The sequence below is a fragment of the Devosia sp. A449 genome, from assembly GCF_054489375.1.
Map to the genome: position 1 here is coordinate 26,084 of NZ_JBTMWU010000004.1, position 14,113 is coordinate 40,196.

10 protein-coding genes are annotated in these 14,113 nt (G+C 63.6%); 6 read left to right on the forward strand and 4 right to left on the reverse strand.

Going from position 1 to position 14,113, the window contains the following annotated elements; all coding sequences use genetic code 11:
• Positions 1-1,197: a glycosyltransferase family 2 protein gene (locus ACX3OW_RS12570; protein WP_459096127.1), complete on the reverse strand. Its 1,197-nt coding sequence runs from the start codon at positions 1,195-1,197 to the stop codon at positions 1-3.
• 210 nt (positions 1,198-1,407) lie between these two features.
• On the opposite strand from ACX3OW_RS12570, the gene ACX3OW_RS12575 reads away from it, so the two are divergent.
• On the forward strand, positions 1,408-2,205 hold the full coding sequence (locus tag ACX3OW_RS12575) for a WecB/TagA/CpsF family glycosyltransferase (protein ID WP_459096128.1): 798 nt from the start codon (positions 1,408-1,410) through the stop codon (positions 2,203-2,205).
• A gap of 4 nt (positions 2,206-2,209) precedes the next feature.
• Here ACX3OW_RS12575 and ACX3OW_RS12580 read toward each other — a convergent pair whose 3' ends face one another.
• Entirely contained in the window at positions 2,210-4,942 is a 2,733-nt protein-coding gene (locus tag ACX3OW_RS12580) for a glycoside hydrolase family 9 protein (RefSeq protein WP_459096129.1), read from the reverse strand.
• Between the two features lie 102 nt (positions 4,943-5,044).
• Between ACX3OW_RS12580 and ACX3OW_RS12585 the strand changes: the two genes are divergently transcribed.
• From ACX3OW_RS12585 to ACX3OW_RS12600, 4 genes are all read left to right on the forward strand, one after another.
• Positions 5,045-6,412, forward strand: coding sequence for an O-antigen ligase family protein (locus ACX3OW_RS12585; protein ID WP_459096130.1), 1,368 nt, complete (start codon positions 5,045-5,047; stop codon positions 6,410-6,412).
• Between the two features lie 94 nt (positions 6,413-6,506).
• Positions 6,507-7,742, forward strand: coding sequence for a polysaccharide biosynthesis/export family protein (locus ACX3OW_RS12590; protein ID WP_459096131.1), 1,236 nt, complete (start codon positions 6,507-6,509; stop codon positions 7,740-7,742).
• 24 nt (positions 7,743-7,766) lie between these two features.
• Positions 7,767-9,338: a tyrosine-protein kinase domain-containing protein gene (locus tag ACX3OW_RS12595; protein ID WP_459096132.1), complete on the forward strand. Its 1,572-nt coding sequence runs from the start codon at positions 7,767-7,769 to the stop codon at positions 9,336-9,338.
• On the forward strand, positions 9,335-10,549 hold the full coding sequence (locus tag ACX3OW_RS12600; RefSeq protein WP_459096133.1) for a glycosyltransferase family 4 protein: 1,215 nt from the start codon (positions 9,335-9,337) through the stop codon (positions 10,547-10,549). The genes ACX3OW_RS12595 and ACX3OW_RS12600 overlap by 4 nt, the downstream gene beginning before the upstream one ends.
• Before the next feature lies 1 nt (position 10,550).
• On the opposite strand, the gene ACX3OW_RS12605 is transcribed toward ACX3OW_RS12600, so the two are convergent.
• On the reverse strand, positions 10,551-11,516 hold the full coding sequence (locus tag ACX3OW_RS12605; RefSeq protein ID WP_459096134.1) for a glycosyltransferase family 2 protein: 966 nt from the start codon (positions 11,514-11,516) through the stop codon (positions 10,551-10,553).
• Positions 11,513-12,850: an oligosaccharide flippase family protein gene (locus tag ACX3OW_RS12610; RefSeq protein ID WP_459096135.1), complete on the reverse strand. Its 1,338-nt coding sequence runs from the start codon at positions 12,848-12,850 to the stop codon at positions 11,513-11,515. Before ACX3OW_RS12610 ends, ACX3OW_RS12605 begins: the two co-directional genes overlap by 4 nt.
• A 220-nt stretch (positions 12,851-13,070) precedes the next feature.
• On the opposite strand from ACX3OW_RS12610, the gene ACX3OW_RS12615 reads away from it, so the two are divergent.
• Positions 13,071-14,069, forward strand: coding sequence for a hypothetical protein (locus tag ACX3OW_RS12615; RefSeq protein WP_459096136.1), 999 nt, complete (start codon positions 13,071-13,073; stop codon positions 14,067-14,069).
• Positions 14,070-14,113: the final 44 nt, after the last annotated feature.

Genomic DNA, 14,113 nt, shown 5'->3' on the forward strand with positions numbered 1-14,113 from the left:
TCAGGACCCGTCGGGTCCCTTGCGGTCCGTCCGGATCCAGTCACCGCTTCGCTTGCCGCCGGCCAGGGCGCGGTAAAGCTTGAACTTTCTCAGCGCAAACGGCACTACGCCCAACATCGCGCGGGCCGGCAGTATCTGGCGGCCATGGACATACCACGCCAAGAACCCAGCAAGCCCCAGCAGCAGGCAGTTTATGCCCGATAGCCAGAGCGCAGCCCCCGATAGACCGAGTGCCAATGTCAGCCCCGCGGTAACGACGAAACTGGTCCCGACCAGCATGATCAGCAGCGTCAGGGGGGGCACGATTGTGTCGAGCGTCAGCGCCAGTGCGCCGATGCTGCGCGCCGCAACCGCCCGCGGCAACTGCCGGACTGCCATGGCCGTCATGCCGAGATGGCCTTCCTCCCACCGGCTGCGCTGCGAGGCGGCCCCGGACGCTGAATAGGGGAAAGAGCTGCTGATCCGCGCTTGGGAGCAATAAACTGCCGGCGTGCCAGCTAGCGCCAGATCCAGTCCGAGCTTCATGTCCTCGACCAGACTGCCATGGGCGAGATTGGCGTCGTGCAGGATTGGCCAGGGAAAGGCCATACCACTGCCCGTCAAGTGGCACGGCAGGCCAAGCCGGTGCAGGCCAGCGGGCCGAACCTGATTTTTGACCAGGAACGCTAGCTCGGCCACCTGCAAGCCGATGCCGCTATCCGGCGGGGCCGACAGCAGATATAGCCCCTGCGCCGGGCGTCCGCTGGCGCAGGCCTCCGCGGCCAAATGGTTGATCGCTCCCGGCGCCAGCCGGCAATCGGCGTCGACCAGGATCGCGACCGCCGGCGGCTTTTCGGCCAGATAGCGCACGCCAAAATCCAGCGCAAAGCCCTTGCCGCGCCGCGCCGGATCGACACGCTCCACCACCTCGGCCCCGGCCTCCCGGGCCAGCATGGCCGTGCGGTCGGTGCAATTGTCGGCAACCACCAACAGCCGATCATCCCGCCGCAGCTGACTTCGCAGCGCTGTCACGGTATCGCCGATGCCATCTTCCTCCTGATGCGCCGGCACAATGACCGCTACCGCAGGACGGTCTCCGCTCTGCTGTGGCGCGCTGCGCTGCGGCAACAGGCTGGCCAGGACCTCGACGGCAAAAATCATCGCCGGAACCAGCAGCGCCAGATTGGCCAGAACGAGAAGGAGAACCACAACAATCATCAGCTTTTATGTCCAGCGGCGAGGGCCGCGTGGCGACCCTCCATCATCATCGCCCCGAGATCAACAAGGCGTCATCGACAGGGTCAACACACCCAAGGATTAACCATGCTCAACCATTTGGCCGCCCGCCAGCACTGCCAGCTTGACCCATTTGATCGCCTGCTGTTGTGGTGATTTTTGTAACGGTTAAATATTGTTGGAATGCATCAGATGCTATCGGCATTCGACGGAAAAACTAAAATTGATGAAAATTTGATTCAAAAGTATATTAAGCGGACATATTTCATCGGAGCTCCTTTCGATGATGTAGATTTTGATACAACGGTAGAATACATTGTTGAACAGCGTGGTGTTGGTGGCTTTAAATATGTAGTCACCCCAAATGTGGACCACGTTGTTCGAAATGCTGCGCGTCCGGCATTGAAGATCTATTATGAGAATGCCTGGTTGACGGTGTGCGATAGCAAGCCGCTGGCTCTGTTGGGCCGTTTGTTGGGGCACAAGCTGCCGCGCGTTACCGGGTCCGATCTGACGATAGCCTTGTTTGAGCGCGTCATTCGCGATGGCGACCGGTTGACGCTGATCGCGCCGCATCAGGCTGTGATTGACCAGTTGCGGCAGCAATATCCCCGCCTGCATATCCGGGCCTATGTGCCGCCCTTCGGCGTCGGCGAAAACCCGGTCGAGCTGCAACGCTGCGTCGATTTCGCAGTGCAGGAACCCGCCGATTTCGTGTTCATCGCCATTGGCGCCCCGCAATCCGAGGCCATCGCCTACGCCATGTCCCTGGATGGACGCGCCACCGGTGTGTGCTTTTGCATTGGCGCGGCGCTGGAGTTTGTCACCGGCCTCAAGCCGCGCGCGCCGCAACTGATGAGCACGCTCGGTCTGGAGTGGCTGCATCGCCTGTTGTCGGATCCCCGCCGCCTGTGGCGCCGTTATGTGTTTGCCGTGGTGCCGCTGCTGGGCCTGGTCGCCGGCGAGTTGCGGCAGAAGCGCAAAGGCTAGGCGGCTACCGGGCGTTGATGTACAGCGCCAGCGCCGTCATGGTGCCGATGCTCTGGGCCACGGTATATTCCTGCTGCATCACCAGGGCAGGGTGCTCCACCAGATATTCAAAGTAGGGCAACGAAAACCGCGCTGGCTCGATGCGCCGCTCTGCAGCATGCTCGGCGGTGCCCACTTCCGGCAGGGGTGACCAGGGTGGACCGAAAATCCAGCCATGCGCCGTTTGCGCCTGCGACGCCCAGCCATAGATCGTGATCCCCGCCGGGGGCGCCACGCCCATGGCGATGCGATCTTCGTGCAGGGGATTGCCAATTGCCCGTGTGCCTAGACCGGTCACCAGGCTCAACCCCAATTGATTGGCGCCCACCATGACGTGGTGAGCCTGTTCCAGCGCCCTTAAAATCGCCGGATCGCCGCCGATCTGATGCGCTCTCAGCAGCAGTTGCAATTCAGAATAGGCCGGGGCGCCGCCCTGGCCCCAGCCCGCCGGCGCACCGGGATGCTTGAGGCTTGGATAGGCGAAATGCGCTTGCGTCTCCACCACCACTTGGGCTTCGCTCAGGAAGCGTTCGCGGATGGCGGCAGCAATTTCCGGCAGAGCCTCGCCCGATTGCAGATAGTCCCAGGCGGCGTCGCCCTTATGGGCGTATAGGTCCATCCCGGCCTGCCACCGCGCTGCGAAAATGGCACCATATTCGTCCGCGCCGCTCAGCCGGAACAACGCGGCGGCCGCAGCCGCCCGATATTCTCCAGCGCGTGCCTGCAGCGCGTCTCGCCGCTGCGGCCAGCTGACCTGGGCGAACACGCCGCTCGCCTGGCCCGCGGCGATGGCGTCGGCATAAAATTCATCAGGATCGGCAAAGCCGCGTTCCGCCGCCTGCCAGGCGGAAATCGCGCTGTCGGCGTAGAGCTTTGCCAGTGCCTCGGCGTCGAGGTCTTGCAACGTCCGGGCCAGATTGGCCGCCACCGCAGCATATTTGTAGCTCGACAGATGGTCAGGCGCGTAGGCGAACACTGTCTGATGTTCAAGGAAACTCGGCTCGCCGCGCAGCGGATGCTCGGCGCTTTCGATGCCGCCATGGATGCTCCCGTCCGGCGCCTGCAGCCGGCGAAAGAAATCTAGCACCCAGATGGCTTCGTGCACCAGATCGGGCAAGCCGTCGCTGTCCTGATACAGCGCCTTGTCAAGCCATTCCGCCGATTTTGGCAGCCCGGTGGTGGTCAGCCAGCGTTCGGGCGGGGTGAATTCATGGGCCTGCAACAGCAGCCAGGACACCTCGACATGCTGGATCCGCCGGTCCCAATCGCCGGCATCCATATAACCCCCCCAGAAATCCGCCGGCGCCGCGATGCTGGTGATCCAGTCGGGCTTGGTCGCCTCGGCGAACGGTACAAAACCCTCAAATTCGGACGACCACGCCAGCGGCAGCCGGGACTGAACGATGGTGAAATCTGGTCCGGGCCGAAATGCGGCAGGCCGTTCATAGCCGAAGCGCCCGTCCAGCGGCACGCCGCTGCGATGGTGATAGAGACCGGCCAGGCCGTTGAGGGCAGCGTGCTCCCACACATCGTCGGCGATGCTGATCGGGTCCGACACGCCAATGCCGGGCACCCGAAGATGATACAGACCGGGCTCGGCCGGCAACCAGGCCGAATAGTCCAGTTCAAACACGAAGGTGCCCGCCCGATTGGCCCGCAACGCCGGGGTCGCCCTCGCCCCAGCAGCCAGCCGTTGCGGCAGCGCCCCGTCCATTCCGCTGATGGTAAAGCCGGTCGGGGTGGTGGTGGCGATCGTCGCAAACACCGCGCCAGCATCCTGCTCCCCCGCCAATCGTTCCAAGCCGATGCGCTGACCGACGGCAAAATAGTGAGGTCTGGCGGTGGTGAAATGATCGTCCGTTAATCCGATCAGGGCCGTGGGCGTCGCCGCGCTATCGGTATAATCAACCAGCGCCTGCGGGAGCCCATTGCCGGGCTCAGGCGCGTCAGGGCCAGCGCGCAGCATGATCGGGCCGGTAAAAACTACGTCGCCCGCCGTATCCAGAACCTCGAAATCCTTGATGCCATAGCGCCGAAAATCCACCGCGCCGCCTTTGCCAGCACCGGGCAGCCACAGCGACAAATAGGCCGATTTGGCCAGGTCGGTCGCGCGATGGCCGTTCTGCGTCGCATGCAGCGACGAAGCGCGGGTCGCTCGGTCGTCAAACACGAAAGCCGTGCCGTCCAGCATCGCATTGGGCCATTCGATCACATGGCGCCCAGGCGCCAGCGGCGCCTCCAACATCAGATAGAGATCGTGCTGGAAACTGGCGCCTGCTCTGGCGTCGCCATTGCCCGAACGGAACAGGCCGGAAGCATAGGGCATGGATTTGCGGTAGACCGCGATAACCTCGCGCCCGCCGATCGCGCCGAATTGGGCCGCGTCATCGGCCGTGGCGCGATCAAAAAACACCGTGGGTGGCGTATCTTCGAGCCGCAAATGATCGCGTTTGGGGCCAATCACCAGCCCCCAATTGCCCTCATGCTGGACCCAGCTCCCATTCGGCTCCCGCCGGGGCTGGGGGAGGGCGATGATTTGCCCACTGCTGTACGCCGGGTCGCGCAATGTGACATGAACAATGTCCGGTGCAGCCATCGACACCTCCACCACCCGCACCGGTTCGGCGCGGACTGGAACGGCGCAGCCGAGCAGCACGATCAGCAGGCACAAGCGGCGATAGACGCGATGGAGTGACATCGTCTCGGCATTAACCTTTCAGCGGGTTTGTCCGCCTCGTTAACCTGCGGCCCCGGTGTCGCATGGTACGATTATGGTCTCGCGGGTTCGGGGTATCTCCGGTTGAAGTTCGTCGTTTTGGTCATCGCATTATTGGCGGCATTCCCCCTCAGCCTGCTGCTGCGGAGCAGCCAAGGCTTTGCCCGGATGTTCTGGACCGCATTTGGCATGCTGCCGTTTTTTGCCGCCGAACTCCCCATGTTCGACGTCGCCCTCATTACCTGGGCCGGCGATTGGATCGGCTTTGTTTATAGCCTCGAAATCACCATTGTCGACATCTTCGCCCTGGCGGCGCTGCTGAGCTTCGCACCGGGCGGCGGGTCGATCCCGGCCTGGTGCAAGCTACCGCTGTTGCTCTATGTGGGCGCCGCGGCGCTGTCGATGCTGCAGGCCACCCAGCCATTGGCGGCGGCGTTCGGCGTCTGGCAGTTCGCGCGCATGTTCCTCATTATGATGGTGGTGGCGCGGCTCTGCCTGGAGCCGAAGCGCGCCATCGATATCCTCAACGGCATGGCTCTGGGCATGGGGGCACATCTGATTGCCGTGCTCTATCAGCGCTATGGGCTGCACTTGCCGCAGGCGCACGGCCTGTTTATCCACCAGAACACGCTGGGCATGGCCGCCCATCTGGTGCTGTTTCCCCATCTCGCGCTGCTGCTCTACGGCTATACCGGCGCCCGCAAGCAATTACTCACCATCGTCGGCACCATTCTCGTCGTGCTCTTCACCGCCTCGCGCGCGGCTGTCGGGTTCAGCGCGGTCGGTATGGCCTTGCTCTATTCGGTGCTGGCACTGGCCGGGCTGACCGGGCGCAAAATGCTGTTCGTTTCGCTGGCGGTCATGGGGCTGGTGGCGGTCGCGCCGGTGGCCATGTCGTCTTTCGACCAGCGCTTTGAAGCCTCTCCGCTCACCGAAGACCAATATGACGAACGCGCCGCGTTCAACCGGGCCGCCACCTTCATTGCTGAAGATTACCCCTGGGGCATCGGCGTCAATCATTACGTCCAGATCGCCCGCGATTACGGCTATTCGGAGCGAGCCGGCGTCTGGCCCAGCGAAGGCAATCGCAACAACATCGTGCACAATGCCTATCTGCTGGCGGCGGCAGAAACCGGCTATCTTGGCCTGATCGCCTTCTGCCTGATGCTGGCGGTGCCGCTGGTCACCGCCTTTCATACCGGTTGGCGGTTCCGCGCTACCGCCGAAGGCAATCTGCTGCTTGGCTTCGGCGTCGCCCTGTTGGTGGTCTATGTGCACTCGTTCTACGAATGGGTCATTTTCGCCAAGGAAATCCAGTATCTGCTGTTCATGACCATGGGCATGATCTTCGGCATCACGCTGCGCCTCAATGCCATGGCCCGGCATGTCGCCTTGCAAACTCAGCCCATGGCGGCGGCCGGCTCGCGCGTGCCCCAGCAAGGCGCATGGTAACCATGAAACCACGAAGCTCCCCCTTACCGCCCCCGCTTTGTTGCTTGCAGGGGGCTTGGTTGGCTACTGGGATGGGTATGATCGGAGTTCGAAAATGAGCCGGCCCAAAACGAATTTGATATCCTTCGGCCTGACCCTGCTTGCGCTGGTGGCATTCTTCGCGCCGCTGCAGGCGCATAGTGCCGAATTATATCGCTTGGGCGTGCAGGATCGTTTGCGCATCTATGTGTCCGAATGGCCAACGCTGACCGGCGAAGTCGTGGTCGGCGCTGGCGGAGAAATCTCGTTGCCGGTTATCGGCCAGATCACCGCCGCCGATCTCGACACCGCCGAACTCGGACGCCTGATCGCCGAGCGGCTGATGAAGGCGGTCGATCTCATAGAACTGCCCAACACCTCGGTCGAGGTCATCGCCTATCGCCCCTTCTATATTCTGGGCAGCGTCATGAGCCCCGGCGAATATAATTACCGGCCCGGCATGGTGGTGCTCAATGCGCTCAGCATTGCCGGCGGGGCCTATCGTGTCGCCGACCGCTCCGAATGGGATATCGAGCGCGTCGCCATCAGCAGCCGCGGTGACATCTCGGTCCTCGATCTGCGCTATCAGGACCTGCTGGCCGAAAAAATGCGGCTGAGCACCGAGCTCGATGGCCTCGCGGCCTTCCCGCCAACGCCGGCCGACGCCGACCCGCAATTGCTGCGCGCGCTGGCCGAACAGCAGCGCATTTTCGACGGTTTGGCGCAACGCCGCCTCTCCGCCAAGGCCTCGCTGGCCGCCTCGATTGCCACGCTGGAAAAAGAGATCGAGGCCGTCGACCGCCAATTGGCCGACGTCGCCATCCGTCGGCAGTCCAATGATGCCGAACTGGCGCAGGTGCGGGAGCTGGCCAAGAAAGACCTGGCCGTGCAGCGCCTTGCCCCGCTCGAATCCACGCTGGCCGAAATTCAGCGGCAAAATCAGGAGCTGGAGATCAGCAAACTGCGCGCCGAGCAGTCCCTGCAGGATCTGCAGCGCCAGCTCAGCGAGATCGACCAGCAGCGTCAGGTTGAACTGGTTGCCGAACTTCAGAGCGTCAATGCGCAGCTTCGCGAAGTCGAGCAGCAGCGCAGTGCGCTGTCCAGCCTGCTATCCGGCGCCGCCTATTATTCGGCCGAGGCGGTCAGTACCGCAGTGGCCCAGGCCGCGCCGCAACTGCGCTACCTCATCGTGCGCGCCGAGGGCGACACGCTCAATGAAACCGAAGTGACGGAAACCACCCGCGTGCTGCCGGGCGATATCGTCAAAGTTCTGCGCGCCGCGGAGCATCCCGTCTCCGCCATCCGACCGTAACCGGGGCATCAGAAGGACCATGTCATGCTGGAAGTGACCCGCCCCGCGCCATCGGCCACCGAGTTCGTGCTGCCGCCGCCAGTCTATGATTGGAAGTGGATGGTAAAATCGCTGCTGCGGCGGCCGCTGATCCTGCTGCTAGCGCCCTTGCTCTGCGCCGTCGTGGCGGCGGGCTATGTGCAGATGCGACCGTCGCATTACACCGCCGCGACCATGCTCAACATTACCAACCTGCGCCTGTCCTCCAGCGATCAGGATACCTTCTACGCCGAAGCGCTGTTCGATCCGACCTTTCTGGAAACACAGATCCAGATCATCGCCTCCGAGCCGATTGCCCGCGCCGTGCTGGCCAAGGCCAATCTGGCCGGTGCCGCGCCGGAGGATGAACACAAAGCTATCCAGCAATTCAGCGACAGCCTCAGCGTGCAACGCGTCGGTCAGAGCAATCTGGTGCGTGTCGCCTTTACCGATGTGGCGGCGCAGCCGGCGGCTGACACGGCCAACGCCATCGCCGTGGCCTATATCGAAAAGCTGCGCGCTGATCGCGAAAGCGCCGTGCAATCCGCCAGCAGTTGGCTGCGCGAACGGCTTCGCGGCGTCGGCGCGCAGGCCCATGTCGTTTCCGAAGCCACGGCCCCGGTGGAAAAAAGTGGCACCCGCGGCATACTGATCATTGCCATGGCGCTGATCGCCGGCGGCATTGGTGGGGCCATGCTGTGCCTTGCCATGGGTTTCCTCGATCGCCGTATGCGCGATTCCGAGCAGGTGAATGCCGTCACCAGCGTCGAATGCCTGGGCATGGTGCCGCTGCTGAAGGCGACGCCCGGCACAGGCTCCAGAGCCCCGCTCGACGGGCAGTTTTCTTTCGCTTCGGCCCCCTCCCTGTTCTCCGAAGTCGAGCGCAATGCCTTCACGCCGCTGTGGCAGACGCTACGCAGCGTTGGCGCGGTCGCGTCTCGGTCTCCGGAGCGGACCCAGCGGATCGCCGTTACCTCCACCCTGTCCGGCGAAGGCAAAACCGTCATTGCGGCCAACTATGCCCTGTTGGCCGCCCGCAGCGGCAAGCGGGTGCTGCTGGTGGATGCGCAGTCTTATGATCCCGCGCTGTCCCGCGCGCTCGCCCCGCAGGCCACCCGTGGCCTCGCCGATTTTCTCGCGGTGGGCGGCTCGGATTTGTCGCGCTATGTGTTGACCGATCCGAAATCGGGCCTGTCGCTGCTCCCCTTCGGCCAACCACGCAGCAATGATGGCGGCGGGCAGCTGTTGTGGTCGGAGCGGATGGAACTGTTGTTCGAACAGGCGCGGGATTATGATCTGATCCTCTTCGACATGCCGCCGCTGGTGGCGACGGGCGATCTGCGTGCCGCAACGGCGTTTATCGACAATTTCCTGCTGGTGCTACAGTGGAATATGGTGACCGACACGCAGCTGCGCGCCGCCTTGGGGCTGGCCGGCGCGGTCCGCGAGCGACTGATCGGCACGGTGTTCAACCAGGCCTCGTTGAGCCCATTTGAGCGCTGGTTCTCCCCCGAGGCCGCCCTGATTGCGCGGCAAATGCAGCTGACGCCAGCCGCGACGAAACGCCAAACGCCTTGACCGCGAACAAGCTCGCCTACCTGCTCAACACCTATCCCACGCCCAGCGGGACCTTCGTTCGCAATGAGATCCTGGCGCTTGAGCAAATCGGGCCCCCGGTCACGCGGCTGGCGGTTCGTCGCTTTGCCGGGCCGCTGGTCGATCCGCTGGATCTGGCCGAGCGCGACGCCACGCGCCTGCTGATCGACGGCAATCTGTTCGATCTGTGCCGCGCCACCTTGCGGATGCTGGTAACCAATCCTCTTGGGCTGGCGCGCGCGCTGCCCGCCTGGTGGGGGCTGCTGCGGAACTCCGGCGGCGGGCTGGTCCGCCATATCGCCTATCTGATGCAGGCCGCTTTTTTGCGCGAAGAGGCCCGGCGCAGCGGCATCGCGCATGTCCATTCGCATTTCAGCAACAACGCCCCGGCAGTGGCCATGCTGTCGTTTCTGATGGGCGGCCCGAGCTATAGCTTCACTGCCCATGGCCCCGATGAATTCGTCGACGCGGCGCAGTTGAGCTTTGCTGCCAAGATCGAGCACGCCGCCTTCGTCGTCGCCATCTCCGATTATTGCCGTGCCATGCTGATCAGCCTCGCTGACCGGACCGAGCATGCTGACAAGATCCACATCGCCCGTTGCGGCCTCGATCTGGATCAGTTCGCCGTGGCCGCGCCGGTTGCGCCGGACAATTACACCCTGGTCTGTGTCGGCCGGCTCTGCCCGCAAAAGGGCCAGGTCCATATTCCCGCCGCCGTTGCCGCGCTCCGGCAGAAATTTCCGGCGCTGCGGGTGATCCTCGTCGGCGACGGCGATAGTCGCGCCGACATCGAGCGCGAAATCGCCCGTCACGATGTGGCCCAGCACGTGATCCTGCATGGTTGGGCGAGCAGTGACGATGTCCGGAAACTGATTGCGGCTAGCCGCACTATGCTGCTGCCCAGCTATGCCGAGGGCTTGCCCGTGGTCATCATGGAAGCCTTTGCCCTCGGGCGTCCGGTTATCTCAACCCCGATTGCCGGCATTCCAGAACTGGTGGACGCGCAATGCGGTTGGCTGGTGACTCCCGGTGATCACGCCCAACTGGTGGCGGCGATGGAAGCCGCGCTCACCGCCAGTCCCGCGCAATTGGCAATGATGGGGCAGGAGGGGCGACGCCGCGTCGAGCGGCAGCATGATCGTCGCGTGCTAGCCGAGCAGTTGCAGACGCTATTCGCGCTGCCCCGCGCCTGAGCTACTTATATTCGATGAGCCCGCCCGTGCGCTGCAGCAGCCGATTGGCATAAAAGCGCAGCGCACCCTGCAGTTCCGGGAATTTGCCCACCACCAGGAAGAAGGCCGGCCACCAGCCATCGCCGCGTCGCGCCAGCCGCGCTATCTGCAGCGGATACACAAGTAGCAGCAACAGGCAGGCCGGGTGGATCAACACCGCCGCCAGTAGGGTGGCGAGCGGCAGCGCCAGCCCCCACAGCAGCACGCGTTGCGTCTCGCGTTTCCAGATTCCTTGGGGCGATGCTGCATGCAGTGCCGACACCTCGGCAAAAGCGTGCCCCGCCCGTATGGAGCGCCGCCACCACTGGCCAAAATGCATAATGTTGGCGTCGTGCAGCGTCATCTCGGCATCCAGCCGCCAAATCCGCCACTGCGCCTGCCGCAGCCGCACGCACATTTCCGGCTCCTCGCCGGCGACCAGCTGATCATTATAGCCGCCCACGGCGGTGAAGGCGCTGCGGCGCACCATGATGTCGCCGCCGCAGGCCAGCGCTTCGCCCACCGGGGTGTCCCATTCGCGGTCGCACAATTGGTTGTAGATCGACTGTTCCGGAAACCGTTCGCGCCGCCGACCGCACACCACCGCCACATCGGGATGGGCGCCCAGGAACGCCTCGGCGTGACCCAGCCAGCCTTCATCCAGCACGCAGTCGCCATCGATGAACTGGATCAAAGTCGTATCGGGAAAGCTGGCCTCCAGCGCCGCACAGCCTGCATTGCGCGCCCGCGCCGCAGTGAAAGGCAGCCGCGGATCTAGCTCCGTCACCTGCGCCCCCAGCGCCCGCGCTGCCGCCACGCTACCATCGCTCGAGTTTGAATCCACATAGACCGCGCGCCGCACCAAGGGACCGAGTGATGACAGGCACGCCACCAGCCGCTCGCCCTCATTGCGCCCAATGACCACGATGCCGATCTGCGGCCCGGTCATGAAAACCGCACCAGATCGAAGGCGGTGCCAAAACCGGCCTGCCAGCGCAGCAGGGTGAAACCGGCCAACAGCAGCAGCAGGGTCGCACTCAGCGCCACATCCTGCCGAAGGAATGACAGTCCTTCGCGCCGCTGCCCCGCCAGGATCGGAATGTAGCGCCCGATATCGCCCAGTGCGATGACCAGAATGACGCCCATGACCCCCATCGCCGATAGCGCCAGCGGAATGCCGACCGCCAGGCTGATCAGCTTCACCAGATTACCGCCGGCGCCATAGAGCGGTTTGCCCAGCCCCATCAGCGCATATTCATTCATGCTGCACAGGATGCTGACCCAGACCGCCACCAGCATGACCGGCAGCATCCATCCTGCGTCCTGATAGCGCGCATCATAGATCAGCATGACCGCATAGTCGGCAAAGGTCGCGCCAAACGCGATACAGGCGGCGCAGCACAGTAGCAACTTGAACCGCAGCGGGGCGATCCGTGCCCGCAGCTCATGCCGTACCCCTTGCTGCTGCGCCGCGATCACTGGAAAGACCAGCGAATGGCCGAGGCGCGCGAACAAGGCGGCCGGCAGGTCGGCCACATTGCGGGCCAGACCATAAATGCCCAGCAGCGCCAGTGGCACGCTCTGGCCGAGATAGAGCTTGTCGAAGCTGGCGCATAAAAAGGCCAGTATCGAGGACAGATAAATCCACTTGCCGAAGGACACGATGTCCCGGACATGGCTGCGATCCCACGCCAGCCAGTTCCGCGCCTCGGGCAGCAGATAGGTGGCGATGGTGCGGATGGCAGCGGTCAGGATATTGGCCAGGATCAGCGACCAGATCGTCGGGCTCAGCAGCGCCAGCCCCACGGTCAGCACCGCCCCCACCGCGTCGACGCTCAAATCGAACAGATTGAGCCGCACGAATTGCAGCCGCCGCTGCAAAAGATAGATCGAGATAGACGCCGCACCCATGATCGCCAGGGTCAGGGCGGATAATTGGATCGCCGACGTTGGCAGCTGATACAGCTGCCCCAGCGGCGCGGCGGCGAAAAACAGCAGACTGAACAACACCAGCCCGCGCCCCAATTGGATGGTCCAGGCGACGTCAAGAAAACTGCGGCTCTCGCCCTTTGGATTCTGGACGATATTCTGCCCAATGCCGACGTCGGAAAACAGCTCGATGCCCATGCGCAACGTGTTGATGATCAGCATCACCCCGAACACTTCGGGCACCACCAGCCGCGACAGAATGACATTCGAGCCAAAGCGCAGTCCCACCGAAGCCCCATAGGCACCGATGGTCCATATTGCGCCGTGCAGCATCTGCTTGGGAGAAAAGGCCATCGTTCTGGAATCGTCTTGCTTGCGTGTCGGACCGGCCGCCATCGGCGGCAGCCAGTGCACCCTAGCCACCCCGGCTTAACGTTTCATCCAGTGGGCCCAATACTATAACGCTTGTCAGCGCCCCAACCTCTTTACCATCCGCCGGACAATGAATTGATCGCTCATGCCCGCGCCATTACGTTGCGGACGCCCCGTGGCTTTCTGGGAGGCGGGACACGCCGTGACGAAAAAGATCGGCAATTCGATTGTGCTGGCCTTGGTGGCCTGTGTTTTGGTCACGCTATGGGCGATCGGTTTTTTTAACCCGCAAGCGATCGAGGAGGCAGCTGCAGCGCCGGTCGGCACCGGCCTCAATCAGCGCATTATCCAGTCCGGCCACAGCCTGACCGATCCAATCCCGCCATTGCTCCGCAGCCTGGCCATTGCGGCCGGCGCTGAGCCCGATATCACCATCGATGGCTCCACCCGTCCCGGCAGTCCGATGGACCAGCGCTGGAACGAGGGACCAGCGCCCGGCATGCCGGATGCACGCGCCGCCATCGGGCAGTACGACGCGTTGGTCTTGACCGAGCGCGTTCCCCTATCCCGAACCATCCCATGGCATAATTCGGCTGCTGAAGCATTGCGCTGGTTCGAGCATGCCTCTGCCCATGGCGCCGCCGGGCAGGGCGCCCAAACCTATCTCTATGCCACCTGGGTCGAGCTGGGCAGCGGCCCCGGCTACGACAATCCCTATGATGACTCCGATGGGCACATCCCCTGGCGCCAGCGGCTGCCCCGCGAATTCAGCGCCTGGATGCTGCTCGCCGACCACGTCAATCAGCGCCGCCCGTCAGAAACCGAACCGCTGCGGGTCATTCCCGCCACCATGGTGCTCGCCGCCGCCAGCGACGAAATCGCCGCCGGCGCCGCCCCCGGTCTGGATGACTTGGGGCAACTGTTTTCCGACGAAATTCACCTCAGTCCGGCCGGCGCCTATCTCGTCGCGCTGACCCATTACACGGTGATTTACGACCGGGAGCCGCACGGTCTGCCGGCCGATCCGGCAGTCTCGCCAGAAACCGCGACCTGGATGCAGTCTCTGGTATGGGATGTCGTCGCCAATTTCCGGGCGGCCGAAACCAGACGCCTCGTCGACCAACTCACCCCGGCCGAACTACAGGCATGCCTGTGGCAAGACCTGCGCGGCCGCTCCGCCCCCTGCGTCCAGCCGAGCTAGCGCTACGGCATGGTCGACGTTCATTGAATATTGTGTCGTTAGTC

Bases quoted from the DNA above. Each gene is read 5' to 3' on its own strand.
- ACX3OW_RS12570 (WP_459096127.1), bottom strand. From the start codon at position 1,197: ATGATTGTTGTGGTTCTCCTTCTCGTTCTGGCCAATCTGGCGCTGCTG.
- ACX3OW_RS12575 (WP_459096128.1), top strand. From the start codon at position 1,408: ATGCTATCGGCATTCGACGGAAAAACTAAAATTGATGAAAATTTGATT.
- ACX3OW_RS12580 (WP_459096129.1), bottom strand. From the start codon at position 4,942: ATGTCACTCCATCGCGTCTATCGCCGCTTGTGCCTGCTGATCGTGCTG.
- ACX3OW_RS12590 (WP_459096131.1), top strand. From the start codon at position 6,507: ATGAGCCGGCCCAAAACGAATTTGATATCCTTCGGCCTGACCCTGCTT.
- ACX3OW_RS12595 (WP_459096132.1), top strand. From the start codon at position 7,767: ATGCTGGAAGTGACCCGCCCCGCGCCATCGGCCACCGAGTTCGTGCTG.
- ACX3OW_RS12605 (WP_459096134.1), bottom strand. From the start codon at position 11,516: ATGACCGGGCCGCAGATCGGCATCGTGGTCATTGGGCGCAATGAGGGC.
- ACX3OW_RS12610 (WP_459096135.1), bottom strand. From the start codon at position 12,850: ATGGCCTTTTCTCCCAAGCAGATGCTGCACGGCGCAATATGGACCATC.